Genomic DNA, 14145 nt, shown 5'->3' on the forward strand with positions numbered 1-14145 from the left:
CTGCGGCGATGGGTCTCGGCGCGTGGAGTGGGTCTCGGTGAGATGGGCGAGAGAGAAACGGCGGGGATTTGATAATGGTTCTCATTAGCGTTTAGAGTGAGGGTATGAAGAAGCCCGTCGTCGCCCTCGCCCTCGCATCCGTCGCCGCTCTCACGCTGGCCGGATGCTCCACCCCGGCTACGGGCGAGGGCGACGACGGCACCATCACGGTGGTCGCGAGCACCAACGTCTACGGCGACATCGCCGCGACGATCGGCGGCGACCGCGTCGACGTGCAGTCGATCATCACGTCCGCCTCGCAGGATCCGCACTCCTACGAGGCGAGCGCCCGCGACCGGCTGACCGTGCAGAAGGCCGACCTTGTGATCGAGAACGGCGGCGGCTACGACGCCTTCATCGACACGCTGCTGCAGGATGCGAAGGACCCGCACGTCGTCACGGCCGTCGAGTACTCGCACGACTTCCCCGGCAACGAGGGCCACAGCGACGAAGCGCACAGCGACGAAGCGCACGCCGACGAGGCCGAGCACGACCACGCCGAAGACGAGGCGGGGCACGAGGGCCACGACCACATCGAGGGCTTCAACGAGCACGTCTGGTTCGATCCGCACACCATGATCCACGTCGTCGAGGCCATCGCCGACGAGCTGACCGCGCTCGACCCCGACGGCGCGAAGGAGTTCGCCGCCAACGCGGCCGACCTCACCGCCGACCTCGAGGGCTTCGAGACGGAGCTTGCGACCCTCAAGACGGATGCGCCGGACGTCAACGTCTTCATCACCGAGCCGCTGCCCGGTTACCTCGCCGCGGCCGCCGGATTCACCGACGTCACCCCCGAAGGATTCGCAGAGTCGGTCGAGGAGGGCACCGACGTCGCACCCGCCGTACTGCTCCAGGCGCTCGACGTGATCGGCAGCGGTCAGGTCACCGCGCTGCTGACCAACGCCCAGACCGGCGGGGCCGAGACCCAGCGCGTCGAGACCGCGGCGAAGGACGCCGGTATCCCCGTCGTCGCCTTCACGGAGCTGCTCGAGGACGGATCGTCGTACTCTGAGTGGATGAGTGACGCGATCCAGAGCCTCGCCGCCGCCGTCACCTCGTGAGCGGCGCCGCACAGCGCGAGAAACCGGTCCTCGCGATCTCCGACGCGTCCCTGCACCGCGGAGATCGCGAACTCTGGTCGGGCCTGGACCTCACGGTCGAGCCGGGCGAGTTCATCGCGGTGCTCGGCCCGTCGGGGTCGGGCAAGACCACGCTGCTTCGCAGCATCCTCGGGTTGCAGCCGCTGTCGTCGGGGACGATCCGCGTCGCGGGGGAACCCGTGCACCGCGGAAACTCCCGCATCGGGTACATCCCGCAGCAGCGCTCGCTCGCTCCCGACACCAGCATGCGCGCGCGCGACCTGGTCGCCCTCGGCGTGCAGGGCAGCCGCTTCGGCCTCCCGATCCCGCACCGCGGCGACCGGGCCAAGGTGGACCGTCTGCTCGAAGCGGTCGGAGCCTCGCACTTCGCCGACCGCAGGGTGGGACTCCTCTCGGGAGGAGAGCAGCAGCGCCTCCGGGTCGGACAGGCCCTCGCCGACGAACCCGCCCTGCTGCTGTGCGACGAGCCGCTGTCGAACCTCGACCTCGCGAACCAGGTCGCCGTGACCGACATCATCGACCGCCAGCGCCGCGAGCGCGAGGCGGCGGTGCTGTTCGTCACCCACGACATCAATCCGATCCTCGGGCGGGTCGACCGCATCCTGTACATCGCCGGGGGGCGGTTCCTGCTCGGAACCCCCGACGAGGTGCTGCAGACCCGCGTGCTCACCGACCTCTACGGCACCCCGGTGTTCGTGCTGCGCGCGGGGGACCGGCTGGTCGTCGTCGGGGTTCCCGACGCCGAGCCCCACCACGACCACGGCGACCACGAGCACGGAGGAGCGGCATGAGCGTCGCACTGGGCATGGTGCCTCTGGTGGACTGGAGCGACGTCTTCTCCTTCCAGGACTACGGCGAGCTCGTCGCCCTGCTCGCGAACTCGATCATCGCGGGCGCGGTGCTCGGCATCGTCGGCGGACTCATCGGCGTCTTCGTGATGCAGCGCGACCTCGCGTTCGCGGTGCACGGAGTGAGCGAGCTGTCCTTCGCCGGAGCCGCGGCAGCCCTCCTCTTCGGCGGCAGCGTCGTTGCCGGATCCCTCGGCGGAGCCCTCGTCGCCGCCATCCTGATCGGCGTCCTCGGAGCCAAGGCCAGGGATCGCAACTCGATCGTCGGCGTGCTCATGCCGTTCGGCCTCGGCCTCGGCATCCTTTTCCTCTCGCTCTACGACGGCCGCAGCGCCAACCGCTTCAGCCTGCTCACCGGCCAGATCGTCTCGGTCTCCAGCCCCGACCTGGGCTGGCTGATCGGCATCAGCATGGTCGTGCTGATCGGGCTGCTGGTGATGTGGAACCCGCTGCGATTCGATTCGCTCGACCCGGAATCGGCCGCCGCCCGCGGGGTGCCGACCCGTGCCGTCAGCCTGCTGTTCATGGTGCTGCTCGGCCTGATCGTCGCCGTCAGCGTGCACATCATCGGGGCGCTCCTGGTGATGGCGCTGCTGGTCACACCCGCGGCCGCCGCGATGCGCGTCACCGCCGGTCCCATCGCCGTGCCGCTGCTGGCCGCGCTGTTCGGGTTCGTCTCGGCGGTCGGCGGGATCCTGCTCGCCCTCGCCGGAACACTGCCGGTGAGCCCCTACATCACCACGCTGTCGTTCACGATCTACGTCGTCTGCTGGATCGTGCAGCGCTCGCGTGCCCGAGTTCGCCGTGTGCGGGTCTGAGATCCGCTCCCAGCCCTCCCCAACCCCCGCGGCCTAGACTCTTCCTATGGCTCAGCGGAACACCTGGCAGCGCGAACGCGTGCGCGAAGCACTCGCCGACGCCCGCGGATTCGTGAGCGCGCAGGGCCTGCACGCCTCGCTGCGCGAAGACAACACCGGCATCGGTCTGGCCACCGTGTACCGTGCGCTGGCGGGGCTCGCCGCCTCGGGCGACGCCGACTCGCTGCAGAGCCCGGAGGGTGAGGCGCTGTACCGCGCCTGCACCACGCAGGGCCACCACCACCACCTCATCTGCCGATCCTGCGGTCTGACCGTCGAGATCGAGGCGAAGGATGTCGAGCAGTGGGCGCACCGTACGGCGGCGCTGCACGGCTTCACCGAGGCCGCCCACGTGGTCGACATCTTCGGTCTGTGCACTCCCTGCGCGAACAAGCGCGACGCCGAGAGGGCCGCGTCCGCGTGAGCTTCTCGGCAGCAACGGCGACCCGTCACGGCCACTCCCATCGCCCGGCACCCTCGCCGCGATCGGCCTGGATCGGCGTCGGCCTCGGCGCCGCGATCATCGCTGCCCTGTTCCTGATCGATGCCTTCCTGCCGACGCTGTTCCCCGCCTCGCTGCCCACCAGGGCGCAGGACGGGCTCACCCTCGCGCTGAGCGTGCTCATCGAGGCCCTGCCGTTCGTGGTCCTCGGCGTGCTGCTGTCGATCGTGGTGCAGGTGTGGCTTCCGGCCGATGTGATCCACCGGTGGCTCCCGAAGCGCGCCTGGGCCCGTCGCGCCGTGCTGTCGCTGCTGGGCATGCTGATCCCGGTGTGCGAGTGCGGTAACGTGCCCTTCGCCCGCGGGCTCATGATGCGAGGGCTCGCCCCGGCCGAAGCGATGACGTTCCTCATCGCGGCGCCGATCGTGAACCCGATCGTGATCCTCACCACGCACGCGGCCTTCGGCTGGGACGGCGGCATCCTCGTCGCCCGCCTCGTCGGCGGCTACCTCATCGCCAACCTGATCGGGTGGATCTACAGCCGGCACCCCGATCCCGACGGCATGCTCACGCAGCGCTTCGTCGACACCTGTGATCGCGTCACCCACGAACCGGGAACGCCCGTTCGCCGCAGCCTCACGCAGTTCCTCGTCGAGCTGCGTGCCGTGATGCCCGCCCTCGTGATCGGCTCCGCGCTCGCCGGAGCCGTGCAGGTGCTGATCCCGCGGGAGTGGCTGCTCGCGATCGGATCGAACCCGGTGCTGTCGATCGTCGCGATGATGGCACTCGCGATGACCGTGGCCATCTGCTCGAACGTCGATGCGTTCTTCGCGCTGTCGTTCGCCTCCACGTTCTCCTCCGGCGCCATCGTCGCCTTCCTGCTGGTCGGTCCGCTCGTCGACATCAAGATGCTCGCGCTCATGCGCACGACGTTCACCGCTCGCACGCTGGTCGGCATCGTCGGTATCGTCCTGGCTGCGGCCTTCGCGATCGGGATCGGGGTGAACGTCCTTGTCTGAGCAGACGGCAACGCGCGCACGCGCACTCGGCACCCGCTGGCTGGGGGTGGGACTCGCCGCCGTGATCTCGGTGGTCACGCTCGGCCTCGGTCTCACCGGACGCCTCAATCTCTACATCAGCCCCGAGTCGGTGTGGTTCGCCTGCGCCGCCGCCGTCGTCACCCTGGCCGGAGCGATCTGGTCGTGCACTCTGCCGCTCGGCGAGGAGGGCGACCACGGCCACGACCACGGGCCTGCCGCCGCTGTTGTGGACGACACGGAGGGGCGCGAGGTCCCGGCTTCCTCCCGCCGCACGCTCGGTGCCGTCGCGGCCGTCACCGGTGGCGTCATCGCCTCGGGCGTCGTCGTCGCCGGTCTCATCCTGCCGCCGGCCTCGCTGTCGGTCGAGCTCGCCATGTCGCGCGCGGGGGAGCAGAGCGCGTTGTTCGTCGGCGCTGACACGGTAGCGCTCGGCGTGGCCGACACCTCGACCTTCGGCGTCGGCGACTGGGCCAGCGTCTTCTCGGCGGCGACCAACACGGCCGCCTACGACGGTGCAGCGGTCACGCTCAGAGGTTTCGTGACGCCCGGCGAATCGGGTGACGGTGTGAATCTGACCCGTCTGGTCATCACCCACTGCGTCATCGACGCCCAGACCGCCGTCCTGCCGGTGGATGTGAAGGCCGATGAGTACGCGACCGGCCAATGGGTCGAGATCACTGGAACCGTGCGAGCGGATGCCGACGGCAAGCTGCGCATCGAACCGACCGATGTCGTCGCGATCGACGAGCCGGGAGACCCGTATGAGTACTGACGACGAGCGCCCAGAGGTGCCCGCCGTCCCGCGCACCCGTGCGGAGATGCGTGCAGCGCGAGAAGCCGCCGAGGCGGCGGAGGCCGAGCGGATCGACCGCGCGGTCGCATCCGCCGACCACGTCGCCCCTCCCGTCGACCAGGGCACACAGCCCGCTGCACAGCCCGCCGCCGGTGCAGAGGATGCTGCTGTTCGTGAGGCCGCCGCTCGTGAGGCTGCCGCCCGCGAGGCCGCAGCTCGTGAGGCCGCCGTGCGTGAGGCGGGTGACCGCGAGGTCGCCGAGCAGGAGGCCGCCGCCCGCAAGATGGCCGCCTTCGAGGCCGCGGCGCGCGAGGATGCCGAGGCGACCGCGCTTCCGCCCGTCCCGCTCGCGACGGAGCCGGTGTTCGTCGGTGCCGCCCCGATCTCTGCCGACCCGATCTCTGCCGACCCGATCTCTGCCGCTGAGGCCGAGGCCGCCGAGGAATTCCCTGCGCCGCCGGCGCCTCGCGCCCCTGTGGGCCGGGAGGCCCCGCACACGCCCGTGAGTCGTCGCCGGTTCGCGCTCACGCTCGTCGCGGTTCTCGGTGTGCTCGTCGTCGTCGGAACCGGCTTGGGCATCGCCAGTCTTCTGCAGGGTCCGCGCATCAGCGACGTGCAGGTGAACGCCGCGCAGGCGATCGAGTCGTCCGGAAGCCGTGTCATCCTGACCGCCAACCAAGCCCTCGCCGACATCGACCCCGCGCAGGTGACGGTCGAACCGGCCGTGCCGTTCACGGTCGACGCCTCCGGTCGCGGCGTCGGCGTGCGATTCACCGTCCCGCTCGACGACTCGACCGAGTACACGATCCGTGTGGCCGATGCCGTGGGCGCCGGCGGCGGGCCGAAGACGACGCTGACCACGAGCTTCACGACGCCGCCTTCGAACATCTTCCTGCTACGCCGCGACGTCGAGGGCAAGGACAAGATCTTCCTCACCGACCTCAGCGGCGAGAAGGCCGTCCCGGTCTTCGAGCACGACAAGATCAACGACTTCCGCGCGACCTCCACGAAGCTCGTCGTGGCGGTGGAGGAGGACGAGGGATCCCGGCTGCTCGTGATGGACCGCGACGGCAAGAACCCGCGCGAGCTGAAGCTCCCCGGCGACGGCTATGTGGGTGCGATCCAGGTCTCCGAGCGAGGCGGCCTCGTCGGCTACAGCTACTCCGACAAAGAGCTCAGCGACACCGAAGGCCGTGCGAGCGTGCTCGTGACCCAGTCGCTGACCGGCGACGGCGACCCGCAGATCATCGAGGTCGCCGGAGCCGAGGCGAGCGTGTTCGTCTGGCAGTTCGTGCCCGACAGCGCGGCGGTGCTGTTCATCGACTTCGACGGTGCGCTCTCGCTCGTCGACCGTTCGACCGACGCCGGCGTGCAGGCGCTCGGCCTCGCTGCCACCATCCAGGGGATCTCCCGCGGTACCTACACCGCGATCGTCGAGAGGCTCGACGGTGCGGTGGTCGAGCTCAACCTGGCGGATGGCTCTGAGCAGCCGCTCGCGGCATCCGATCCCGACTACGGGATCGCGAGCTCGATCACGCCGTTCCCCGGGGGCACGCTGCGCCACGTCGTCGCCCGCGACGACGAGGGCCTCCCGATCGGACAGGTGGTCGTGCGCGTCGACGACGACGGGGCGGCGACCCCGCTGGTGGAGGTCGGTTCGACCGACTCGATCCTGCAGGCGTGCGCATCGCCGAGCGGCCAGTACGCCGCCGTGGTGGTCGCACCGGACCTGGCGAACAACGCCTACGACGGGATGCTGCTGCCACTGCCGGAGAACGTCGAGACGCACCTGATCGACATGGCCTCCGGCAAGGAGATCGTCGCCCTCACCGGCTTCGACGCCTCGTGGTGCCAGACGGCCCCGCGATTCTGAGATGCCCGGCGATCCCGATGTCGCCCGCGGCACCGACCGGCCGCAGGAGGCGCTGCGCCGTGCCGTCCGCGCCGACCTGAGCGACTCCGCGGTCGACGTCGCGCCGCGCCTGCTGGGGGGAGAGCTGCGCACGTTCGTCGCGCCCTCGACCGATGCCGTCGCGCTCGAGGTGCGGCTGCGCATCACCGAGGTCGAGGCCTATCACGGGCAGGGCACGGGCGGGATCCCGGACCCTGGCTCCCACGCCCGCATGGGCCGCACGGCGCGCAACTCCACCATGTGGGGCGAGCCAGGGCATCTGTACGTGTACCTCAGCCACGGCATCCACTCGTGCGTGAACGTCGTGTGCGGGCCCAAGGGGCAGGGTGACGGCGTGCTGCTCCGCGCCGGCGAGGTCGTGGCGGGCGCTGAGGCCGCGGCCACCCGTCGCGGTGCCGCCCTTCCGCTTCGGCGCACGACGTCGCGCGACCTCGCACGGGGGCCGGGCCGCCTCGGGCAGGCCGTGGGGCTGCATCATCCGCTGCACGACGGGATCGATGCCATCACGGGCGAGGAGCAGCACGGAATGCGAGCCGAGCTGTGGCTGGGCCCGCCGCGGGACGACGTGGTGAGCGGCCCGCGCGTCGGCGTCGCCGGCGTGGCCGGAACCGCGGCCTTCCCCTGGCGCTTCTGGATCGATGAGGACCCGACCGTGTCTCCGTTCCGGTGGGGGAGAGGTGCTCAGGCGGAGTCTCTCCACACGACCGGGGTGGGCAGGATGATGCCGGCGCGCGGGCGCTGATCGTCGCGCAGCTGGGCGAGCACAGCGGCCGCTGCGGCTGCACCGAGTCCTTCCGCCGGCTGGTCGACGGTCGACAGCGGCGGGGTGGTCCTGGTCGCCCAGGAGCTGTTGTCGAATCCCACGACGCCCACGTCCTCGGGAACGCGGCGGCCGGCTTGGCGCAGTGCCAGCATCGCTCCGGCGGCGACCGCGTCGGAGGCCCCGAACACCCCGTCGATGTCGGGGGCGCGCGCGAGCAGCCGCGTCATCGCCGCAGCTCCCTCGGCGTACGAGTACAGCGGCGCCTCCTCGACCAGGTCCGGGTCGAAGTCGGGGCCCAGTGCGTCGGTGAACCCCGCGAGGCGATCGGTGCCCGAGTCGCGGTCGAGCGCCGCGGCAATCATGCCGACGCGCCTGCGTCCTGTCGCCATCAGGCGTGATGTCACGGCGTTCGCGGCCCCGCGGTTGTCGACGCCGACCCAGGCCGCATCCACATCAGGGGGATGGCCCACGTAGGCGACGGGAAGGTCGAGTCGCATGACCGCGTTCGTGATCGGATCCTGCGCGCGGGCCGAGACGATCACTGCACCGTCCACGAAGCCGCCGTTGAGGTAGCGGGCGACGCGTTCCGTGTCGCGCACCGAGTCCACCACGAGGCACACCATCTGGTAGTCCGCCTCGGACAGCGTCTCGTTGGTACCGAGCATGATGGCGCCGATGTTCGGGTCTTCCAGGAACAGCGCGTGCGGTTCGTGCACGATGAACGCGATGGCCTGGGTGCGCTGGCGCACCAGGTTCTGCGCCGCGGTGTTGGGAACGTATCCGACCTCGCGGATCGCCTCTTCGATCGCCGCCCGAGCGGTGTCGGACACATAGCCGCCGTTGATCACGCGGCTCACGGTTCCCCTCGACACTCCGGCCACCCGTGCCACGTCGTGCACGGTGCTGCGGCGGCGGGCGGAAGTGGTCATGATCGACAGCCTAGCGACCCGGACTTGACGACCTCCACGGCGACATGCAACCATGTGTGCACGTTCACAGAAATTCCGATCAGTGCTTTCATGACCGAATCTGTGCACGTGCACACATCTTCGCAAAGGAGCGTCTCCGTATGGCCGCCGCAGTGTCCGACCGCATCGCCGCCCTCTCCGCAGGGCGCGGCCTCGTCTTCGGATGCGACTACAACCCCGAGCAGTGGGATCGCAGCGTGTGGCCCGAGGATGTGCGCCTCATGAAGCAGGCGGGTGTCGGCCTCGTCGCGATCAACATCTTCGGCTGGTCGTCGATCAACCCGGCCCCGGACGCCTGGGACTTCAGCGCCCTGGACGAGATCATCGGTCTTCTGCACGCGAGCGGGATCCGCATCAACCTCGGCACTGGCACCGCCTCGCCCGCCCCGTGGGTCACCGCCCGCCATCCCGAGATGCTCCCGGTGGGCGCGGACGGCACCGTGTTCCAGCAGGGCGGTCGTCAGGGGTACTGCCCGAGCTCTCCGCTCTTTCGCGCCTATGCCGCCGACGTCGTGACGCACGTGGTCGAGCGCTACGGCGATCACCCCGCGGTGTCGCTGTGGCACGTGTCGAACGAACTCGGCTGTCACAACGCCCTCTGCTACTGCGACGTCAGCGCCGAGGCGTTCCGCGTCTGGCTGCGTGAGCGCTATGACGACATCGACGCGCTGAACCGCGCGTGGGGGACGACGTTCTGGAGCCAGCGGTACAGCGACTTCGAGGATGTGCGTCCGCCCGGTCAGGCCCTGTCGCTGCGCAACCCCGGGCAGATGCTCGACTTCCAGCGGTTCAGCTCCGACGAGCAGCTCGCGCTGTACCGCGCGGAGGCCGCGATCCTGCGGGAACGGAGCAGCATTCCGGTCACGACGAACTTCATGGTCACTGCGCACATCCGCAACCTCGACTACTGGACCTGGGCGGGCGAGATGGATCTGATCGCCAACGATCACTATCTCGACCGCCGTCTCGACGATGCCCGCGGGGAGCTCTCGTTCGCCGCCGACCTCACGCGCGGCCTCGCGCAGGGCGAGCCCTGGCTGCTGATGGAGACCTCGACGGGCGCGGTGAACTGGCAGCCGTACAACCTCGCCAAGGCGCCGGGGGAGATGCGGCGCAACATCGCCTCCCACCTCGCCCGCGGCGCCGACGGGATCTGCTTCTTCCAGTGGCGGGCTTCGACGCAGGGCGCGGAGAAATTCCACACCGCTCTCGTCCCCCACGCCGGCGAGGACTCCGACCAGTGGCGCGAGGTGGTCGAACTGGGCGCGCTGGTCGATCGCCTCGGCGAGGTCGCCGGCACCAGGGTCGCGGCGGATACCGCGCTGTTCTTCTCGTGGGAGAGCTGGTGGGCGGCCGAGAACGAAGGGCGTCCGAGCGAGGCGCTGACCTACCTCGGGCAGGTGCATGCCGCTCACGCGGCCCTGTCGGACGCGGGTCTGACCACCGACGTCGTGCGCCCCGGCGCCGACCTCGACGGCTACGGTCTGCTCATCGTGCCGGCCCTGCACCTCATCAGCGATGCGGATGCCGCGGCCATCGCACGCGCGGTCGAAGGCGGTGCCGTCGCGCTCATCACCTTCTTCAGCGGCATCGTCGACGAGGAGGATCGCGTGCGCACCGGCGGTTATCCGGGGGCGTTCCGCGATCTGCTGGGCATCCGCTCCGAGGAGTTCGCTCCGCTGCGCCCTGGCGAGGTCGTCACCCTCACCGACGGCACGACGGGCACCGTCTGGAGCGAGCGGCTCGCGGCGACCGACGCCGAGGTCATCGCATCGTTCGTCGACGGCCCCGCTGCCGGGGGTCCAGCGATCACGCGGCGGACGGCCGGCGACGGCGCGGCCTGGTTCCTCTCCACCCAGCTCTCGCGAGCGGATTACGCCGGGCTGATGACGCGGATCGCCGCCGGCGCCGGGGTCGCACGGACGCCGGGCGCGGGGCCGGACGTCGAGATCGTCCGACGTGTCGGGGACACCGGCAGCTTCCTGTTCGTCGTCAACCACGGGGCGACCGACGCCGAGGTCACGGCGTCCGGTCATGAGTTCGTCACGGACGCCCCCGCCACCGGCATCGTGCCGGCTGGGGCCGTCCGCATCATCAAGGAGGATGTATGACCACCACGCTCACCGCCTCGGCGGTCTCTGCGCCCACCGCGGCGCGAGCCCGTCGGCGCGTCCCGCACAAGGGAGCCATCGCCTTCCTGATCGTGCCGTTCGGCGTTCTGTTCGCGCTCTTCTATGTCGTGCCGATCGCCTACGCGTTCTGGCAGTCCCTACTCGTCGTCGAGCGCGACGGCACCTTCGGCAAGGCCGAGCAGGTGTTCGGCGGCCTCACCCAGTACGTGCTCGTCTTCCAGAACGAGGCCTTCTGGAGCTCGATGGGGCGCATGCTGCTGTTCGGCGTCGTGCAGGTGCCTGTCATGCTGGGCCTCGCCCTGCTGTTCGCCCTGCTGCTGGACTCGCCTCTCGTGCGCGGGAAGCGCTTCTTCCGTCTGGCGTTCTTCGTGCCCTACGCGGTGCCGGGCGTGATCGCCGCGATCATGTGGGGCTCGCTCTTCTCGCCCAACCTCTCGCCCTTCACCGCGATCACCAAGAACATCGACTTCCTCGGCGCCGACCTGGTGCTGTGGTCGATCGCGAACGTCGTGACCTGGGTCTACGTCGGATACAACATGCTGATCATCTACTCGGCACTGCTGTCGATCCCGCAGGAGCTGTACGAAGCGGCTCGCCTCGACGGCGCAGGCCAATGGCGGATCGCCTGGTCGATCAAGATCCCGCTGGTGCGGCCCGCGATCGTGATGACCGCGATCTTCTCGATCATCGGCACGTTGCAGCTGCTCGCCGAGCCCCAGGTGTTCCGGTCGTTCAGCTCGGCCGTGACCAGCACCTTCACCCCGAACATGACCGTGTACGCCACCGCATCCATCCCGAACACCAACCTGGCCGCCGCCTTCTCGGTCGTGCTCGCCGTGACGACGTTCGTGCTGTCGTTCGGGTTCATGAAGTACATGCAGCGCAAGGAGCAGAACGCATGACCACCGCGTCGATCGTCGCGCCCGGCCGGCGCCGCAGCACCGCTCGGGAATCGGGCATCTCCCGCACGGGCGCCATGCTGATCATGGCCGTGTTCACGGTCTACTTCCTGCTGCCGCTGTGGTGGCTGCTCGTCGCCTCCAGCAAGGAGACCGGCGACATCCTCACCACCGCGCCGCTGTGGTTCGCCGACTTCCACCTCTTCGACAACATCGCGGAGCTGTTCACCTACCGGGATGGCGTGTACCTGCGCTGGCTGGGCAACTCGATGCTCTACGCCGCTCTCGGCGGGGCCATCGCCACGCTCCTGGCCGCCATGGCCGGGTACGCCCTCGCCAAGTACCGCTTCCCCGGCCGCGACGTGCTTTTCGACATCGTGCTGGGAGGAGTGCTCGTCCCCGCGACGGCTCTCGCGCTGCCGCTGTTCCTGATCTTCAGCCAAGCGCAGCTGACCAACACGTTCTGGTCGGTCTTCCTCCCCTCGATCGTGAGCCCGTTCGGCGTCTACCTCGCGCGCATCTTCGCCGCCTCCTCGGTGCCGGACGAACTCCTCGAGGCGAGCCGACTCGACGGGGCGGGGGAGATCCGCACCTTCTTCACCGTCAGCATCCGTCTGATGACCCCGGCACTGGTGACGATGTTCCTCTTCCAGTTCGTGGCCATCTGGAACAACTTCTTCCTGCCGATGATCATGCTGCGCAGCGAAGACCTCTTCCCCGTCGTGTTCGGTCTCTACAACTGGAACAACCAGCTGAACCAGCTCCCCGAACTCCGCGGTCTCGTCCTGATCGGCGCCCTGCTGTCGGTCATCCCGCTGATCGTGACATTCCTCCTGCTCCAGCGCTTCTGGCGCAACGGACTGGGCGCCGGCGCCCTGAAGTGAGCAGGTCGTCACGCGGACCTCCCGCGTGACGCACCACCCCTGCACCACCCCCATCGCATCCACGAAAGGATCGAAATGCAGCATTCGAAGAAGAAGGCAGCGGCCGTCATCGCCATCTCGGCGTTCGCGCTCGCAGGCTGCTCCGCCGGCGGCGGAGACAGCACCGGAGGCGGCGATGCCGCCGCTTCCTGCACCCCGGCCGACGGTGACGTCACCCTCGAGTTCACCTCCTGGATCCCCGGTATCGAAGACGTCGTGAAGATCTGGAACGATGCCAACCCCGAGATCCAGGTCGATGTGCAGACCGGCCCCAACGGCAACGGCGGCACGTACCAGAACTTCTTCAACCAGATCAAGGCGGGCGACGCGCCCGACCTCGGGCAGATCGAGTACGACGCCCTGCCGAACTTCCTCGTGCAGGACGGCCTCGAAGACCTCAGTACCTGCGAAGACGTCGTCGCCGCCGAGGACCAGTTCGTCGACTGGGCCTGGGGGCAGGTGACGCTCGGCACCGACGGTGTGTACGGCGTTCCGCAGGACACCGGACCCATGGCGCTGTTCTACCGCGCCGACCTGTTCGAGCAGAACGGCATCGCGATCCCCACCACCTGGGACGAGTACCGTGAGGCGGCCGTGAAGATCCGCGACCTGGGCGGCTACATCACCAACTTCTCGCAGTCGGACATCAACCAGTTCGCCGGATTCGCGTGGCAGGACGGCGCCCAGTGGTTCTCGAGCGACGACGAGGGCTGGACGGTCACGCTCGCCGACGACGCCACGACCACCGTGGCCGACTTCTGGCAGAGCATGCTCGACGACGACCTCGTCGCGACGGTGCCCGCCTGGACAGACGAGTGGAACAACGCCTACAACTCGGGCGAGGTCTGGACCTGGAACTCCGCGGTCTGGGGTGCCAACTCGATTTCCAGCGGCGCCCCCGACACCGCAGGCTCGTGGGCCGTCGCTCCGCTCCCGCAGTGGAAGGCCGGCGGATCCGCGGCCGGAAACTGGGGTGGTTCCTCGACCGCCGTGCTCAAGGGCAGCGAACACCTCTACGAGGCGACCAAGTTCGCGCTGTGGCTCAACACGTCGGATGAGGCGCTGACCGCGCTCGCCGAGGCGGCCAACCTCTATCCCGCCACGACGGAGGGACTCGCACTGCCGGTGTTCAGCGAGGGCGTGGAGTTCTACGGCGGGCAGAAGATCTACGACGTCTTCGCCGATGCCGCCACCCAGGTCTCTCCCGACTTCGCGTGGGGTCCGACCATGACCCAGACCTACGCCGACGTCTCGGACGGCTTCAAGGCCGCGGTCTCGGGCAGCGGAACCCTGCTCGACGCGATCGAGAAGGGCCAGACGGCGACCGTCGACGCGCTCAAGGCGGCGTCGATCCCCGTCACGGAGTAATGCCTTTCGGAGGCCCGCCCGTATGCTCACGGGCGGGCCTCCCTTTTCGTCTGGAGCG

Annotated in this window: 13 protein-coding genes; 12 read left to right on the forward strand and 1 reads right to left on the reverse strand. The window is 69.4% G+C overall.

Annotated features, from left to right (window positions below; all coding sequences use genetic code 11):
* Window positions 1–104: 104 nt before the first annotated feature.
* The 8 genes from F6W70_RS00425 to F6W70_RS00460 are packed head-to-tail and all read left to right on the forward strand — an operon-like array spanning window position 105 to window position 7776.
* Complete coding sequence (locus F6W70_RS00425) at window positions 105–1103, forward strand: metal ABC transporter solute-binding protein, Zn/Mn family (RefSeq protein WP_151485621.1); 999 nt, start codon at window positions 105–107, stop codon at window positions 1101–1103.
* The gene (locus F6W70_RS00430) at window positions 1100–1933 is read left to right on the forward strand and encodes a metal ABC transporter ATP-binding protein (protein WP_055866537.1); all 834 of its coding nucleotides are present in this window, start codon (window positions 1100–1102) and stop codon (window positions 1931–1933) included. The genes F6W70_RS00425 and F6W70_RS00430 overlap by 4 nt, the downstream gene beginning before the upstream one ends.
* On the forward strand, window positions 1930–2808 hold the full coding sequence (locus F6W70_RS00435) for a metal ABC transporter permease (RefSeq protein WP_017829746.1): 879 nt from the start codon (window positions 1930–1932) through the stop codon (window positions 2806–2808). The genes F6W70_RS00430 and F6W70_RS00435 overlap by 4 nt, the downstream gene beginning before the upstream one ends.
* 46 nt (window positions 2809–2854) lie before the next feature.
* A complete protein-coding gene (locus F6W70_RS00440; RefSeq protein ID WP_017829745.1) occupies window positions 2855–3271 on the forward strand; it encodes a Fur family transcriptional regulator in 417 nt (138 codons plus the stop codon).
* Window positions 3268–4308: a permease gene (locus tag F6W70_RS00445; RefSeq protein ID WP_318278762.1), complete on the forward strand. Its 1041-nt coding sequence runs from the start codon at window positions 3268–3270 to the stop codon at window positions 4306–4308. The genes F6W70_RS00440 and F6W70_RS00445 overlap by 4 nt, the downstream gene beginning before the upstream one ends.
* Window positions 4301–5101: a TIGR03943 family putative permease subunit gene (locus tag F6W70_RS00450; RefSeq protein ID WP_141386919.1), complete on the forward strand. Its 801-nt coding sequence runs from the start codon at window positions 4301–4303 to the stop codon at window positions 5099–5101. The genes F6W70_RS00445 and F6W70_RS00450 overlap by 8 nt, the downstream gene beginning before the upstream one ends.
* Window positions 5091–6995 carry a TolB-like translocation protein gene (locus F6W70_RS00455; RefSeq protein WP_318278763.1) on the forward strand — a complete coding sequence of 635 codons (1905 nt, stop codon included), beginning with the start codon at window positions 5091–5093 and terminating at the stop codon, window positions 6993–6995. Before F6W70_RS00450 ends, F6W70_RS00455 begins: the two co-directional genes overlap by 11 nt.
* 1 nt (window position 6996) lies before the next feature.
* Complete coding sequence (locus F6W70_RS00460) at window positions 6997–7776, forward strand: DNA-3-methyladenine glycosylase (protein ID WP_151485622.1); 780 nt, start codon at window positions 6997–6999, stop codon at window positions 7774–7776.
* On the opposite strand, the gene F6W70_RS00465 is transcribed toward F6W70_RS00460, so the two are convergent.
* Window positions 7716–8726 carry a LacI family DNA-binding transcriptional regulator gene (locus F6W70_RS00465; protein WP_055866525.1) on the reverse strand — a complete coding sequence of 337 codons (1011 nt, stop codon included), beginning with the start codon at window positions 8724–8726 and terminating at the stop codon, window positions 7716–7718. The two genes, F6W70_RS00460 and F6W70_RS00465, sit on opposite strands and share 61 nt — an antisense overlap.
* Window positions 8727–8866: 140 nt before the next feature.
* Between F6W70_RS00465 and F6W70_RS00470 the strand changes: the two genes are divergently transcribed.
* The 4 genes from F6W70_RS00470 to F6W70_RS00485 all read left to right on the forward strand — a co-directional run bounded on the left by F6W70_RS00470 (window position 8867) and on the right by F6W70_RS00485 (window position 14087).
* Window positions 8867–10876 carry a beta-galactosidase gene (locus F6W70_RS00470; RefSeq protein ID WP_151485623.1) on the forward strand — a complete coding sequence of 670 codons (2010 nt, stop codon included), beginning with the start codon at window positions 8867–8869 and terminating at the stop codon, window positions 10874–10876.
* Window positions 10873–11799 (forward strand): carbohydrate ABC transporter permease, encoded by a 927-nt coding sequence (locus tag F6W70_RS00475; protein WP_047524211.1) that lies wholly within the window; start codon window positions 10873–10875, stop codon window positions 11797–11799. Before F6W70_RS00470 ends, F6W70_RS00475 begins: the two co-directional genes overlap by 4 nt.
* A complete protein-coding gene (locus F6W70_RS00480; protein ID WP_017829737.1) occupies window positions 11796–12680 on the forward strand; it encodes a carbohydrate ABC transporter permease in 885 nt (294 codons plus the stop codon). The genes F6W70_RS00475 and F6W70_RS00480 overlap by 4 nt, the downstream gene beginning before the upstream one ends.
* Window positions 12681–12755: 75 nt before the next feature.
* Window positions 12756–14087 carry an ABC transporter substrate-binding protein gene (locus F6W70_RS00485; protein ID WP_151485624.1) on the forward strand — a complete coding sequence of 444 codons (1332 nt, stop codon included), beginning with the start codon at window positions 12756–12758 and terminating at the stop codon, window positions 14085–14087.
* Window positions 14088–14145: the final 58 nt, after the last annotated feature.

Source organism: Microbacterium maritypicum, assembly GCF_008868125.1.
Classification (GTDB): Bacteria; Actinomycetota; Actinomycetes; order Actinomycetales; family Microbacteriaceae; genus Microbacterium; species Microbacterium maritypicum.